Annotated in this window: 2 protein-coding genes; both read right to left on the reverse strand. The window is 71.4% G+C overall.

All coding sequences use genetic code 11. The features are described from left to right. Nucleotides 1-786 (reverse strand): beta-ketoacyl synthase N-terminal-like domain-containing protein (locus tag ADK52_RS07350; protein ID WP_199828463.1); only part of this gene is annotated, 786 nt, incomplete at its 3' end. After that, nucleotides 786-2,814, reverse strand: a 2,029-nt coding sequence (locus tag ADK52_RS07355) for an SDR family NAD(P)-dependent oxidoreductase (RefSeq protein WP_159045860.1), incomplete at its 5' end; no start/stop codon positions are given. The genes ADK52_RS07350 and ADK52_RS07355, both read right to left, overlap by 1 nt.

Raw genomic sequence — 2,814 nt, forward strand, 5'->3', positions numbered from 1 at the left:
CAGCGCGTCCTCCAGCCGCTTCAGCACCACCACGCCGACGCCCGAGCCGAAGACCGTGCCCCGCGCATCCGCGTCGAACGGGCGGACATGCCCGTCCGGTGAAAGGAAGGCCCCCTCCTGGTAGGGGTAGCCGGTGTTCTCCTGCACCTTGTAGGAGACCGCCCCGGACAGGGCCATGTCGCACTCGTAGTTGAGCAGGCTCTGACAGGCGGAGTGGAGCGCCACCAGCGAGCTGGAGCAGGCGGTCTGGACCGGGAAGCTCGGCCCCCGCAGGTCGAGCTTGTACGACACCCGGCTCGTCAGGAAGGCGAGCTCGAAGCCCAGGCCGACGTTCTCGCCCTTGATCGCCTCGCCCTGCTCCAGATTGCTGAGGATGTTCCCCAGATAGGCGGTGGTACTGGCACCACCGAACACGCCGATGCTGCCCTCGTACCGGGCGGCGTCGTAGCCGGAGTGCTCCAGCGCATGCCAGGAGGTCTCCAGGAAGAGCCGGTGCTGCGGGTCCATGATCTTCGCCTCGCGGGCGGTGTACCCGAAGAACTCCGCATCGAACAGGCCCATGCCTTCGAACTTGGGCACGGCCTTGACGTAGTGGGGGCTGCCGTAGACCTCGGCCGGCACCCCGGACGCCGCCAGTTCCTCGTCGGTGAGCGGAAGGATCGACTCCACACCGTCACGCAGGTTCGACCAGAACTGCTCCAGGTCCCCCGCGCCGGGGAAACGCCCCGCCATCCCGACGATCGCGACACCGTCCCGCTCCGGGAGGTCCGTGAACTCAGTGGTCATCATTCGCCCCTTGCCGTCCGGCGCCGTTGCTGCTGGCGCCGGCGCTGCTGCATCTTGTCTCTACGTTCCTCAAGCGTCTTGAGGCTGTTCCGCGGTGTCTGCTCCACGGGCTTCTCCGCCACGGCGGCCAGGTGCGACACCGTCAGCCCCTCGTACAGGTCGCCGAGGGCGAGCTTCGCGCCGAGCCGGGTGTTGACGGTGCTCACCACCTGGATCGCGATCAGGGAGTTCCCGCCCAGATCGAAGAAGCTGTCCTGGATGCCGACCTTCTCGATGCCCAGCAACTCCTGCCAGACCTCGCAGATCGTGCGCTCGGCGTCGGTGCGCGGCGCCACGAACTCGGTCAGGATGTCGGGGCGCTCGTGCACGGCGCCGCGAGGCTCCGAAACGGTGTCCTGCTCCAGCGAGAAGGCGTTCTCGAAGAGCGCCGACAGCTCGGCCGGCGACACGACGACCTGCGGTTCCGACACCCCCGCCAGGATGGTGTCGAGGGCCCGCAGCCCCTCGGAGGGGGACATGGCACGCTGGTCCATCTGATCGGCGAAGGCGGTCGCGGCGTCGGCCGCCATGCCGACCTCGCGCCAGGGGCCCCAGTCGATCGCGATCACCCGCCGGGTGCGGCCGCGGTCCTGGGCGAAGGCGTCGAGGAAGCAGTTGGCGGCGCAGTAGTCGACCTGGCCGGCACTGCCCATGTTCGCGCCGTTCGATCCGAACAGGACCAGGAAGTCCAGCTCCTGCCCTGCCAGCGCCCCCTCCAGCACCAGGGTCCCGCGCACCTTCGGGAGCAGGACCTCCGCTGCCGCCCGGAGGTCCTTGAGCTGGATCAGGCCGCCACTGGGGACACCCGCCATGTGGAAGGCTCCGTTGATGCCGCCCCAGCGCCCGACGGTCTGCCGGACGGCCTCGTCCATCGCCGCCCGGTCGCTCACGTCGGCCTGGCACACGAGGAGCTCCGCTCCCGCGTCGCGGAGGCGCACCAGCTCGCGTACGACGTTGGACAGCCGGCTCCTTCCGGGATTGCGGGCGAGCCACTCGTCCCACTCCGCGGCGTCGGGCAGCCCGGTGCGCGAGGTGAGTGCGATCCGTGCCCCGGCCGCCGCGAGGTGGCCGGCGAGGGCCAGCCCCAGGCCGCCGGTGCCGCCGGTGACCAGGTAGACGCCGCCCTTGCGCACCACCGGCGACCGGTCGCCGCGCGGCAGCCGCTGCTGCACGAAGTGCTGGGACCAGCGGTGGCCGCCGCGGTGCGCCACCGTCTCCGGTCCCCGCTCCGGCTCGGCGGCCAGCTCGGCCATCAGGCGGACCAGCTCCCGCTCGGTGAGAGCGGCGCCGTAGTCGAGGTCGACGCTGCGGCAGGCGGTGCCCGGCAACTCCCGGGGCAGCACACGGCACGGGCCCAGCAGGGTGGCCTTCAGCGGCGAGAGCACCTCGGCGCCGGTGATGCTGTGCAGGCCGTTGCTGAGCACCCAGATCCGGCGCGGCTCGCTGTCCGCATGCCGGGTCAGGGCCTGGGCCAGGAGGATCAGGCTCTCGAAACCGTGCCGGAGGCTGCCCTCCTCACCCGGTGCGGTGACGTTCCAGCTGTGGACGATGCGGGTGGGCGCGCCGGCGGGGCCGTTCCGCAGGGTGTCGATCAGCCGCTCGTAGTCGGAGCCGTTCCCCGCGTCGACGGCGTAGCGGCCGTCCCCTCGGTCGGCCCAGGCGCCGGCCGCCTCCACCACGGTGACGGCGGCGCCGGCGGCCCGCAGCCGCCCGGCCACTGCCTCTCCCACTCCCACGGCGTCGGCGAAGACGAGCCAGTGCCGCGTGGCGTCCGGCTGCTCCCCGGCGGGCAGGGCCTCCCGCTGCCAGGACGGCGCGTAGAACCACTGCGTGATGTCGTCGCGGCGCATCGTGGCACGGCCGGCGGCCTGAGGCGTGGTGGCCTGCCGGTCCAGCCAGTAGTGCTTGTGTTGGAAGGGGTAGGTGGGGAGGGGGATGCGGTGGCGTTGTTGGTGGTTGTGGTAGGTGGGCCAGTGGGGTGTTGTGGTG

It is taken from the genome of Streptomyces sp. WM6372 (assembly GCF_001279655.1).
Lineage (GTDB): Bacteria > Actinomycetota > Actinomycetes > Streptomycetales > Streptomycetaceae > Streptomyces.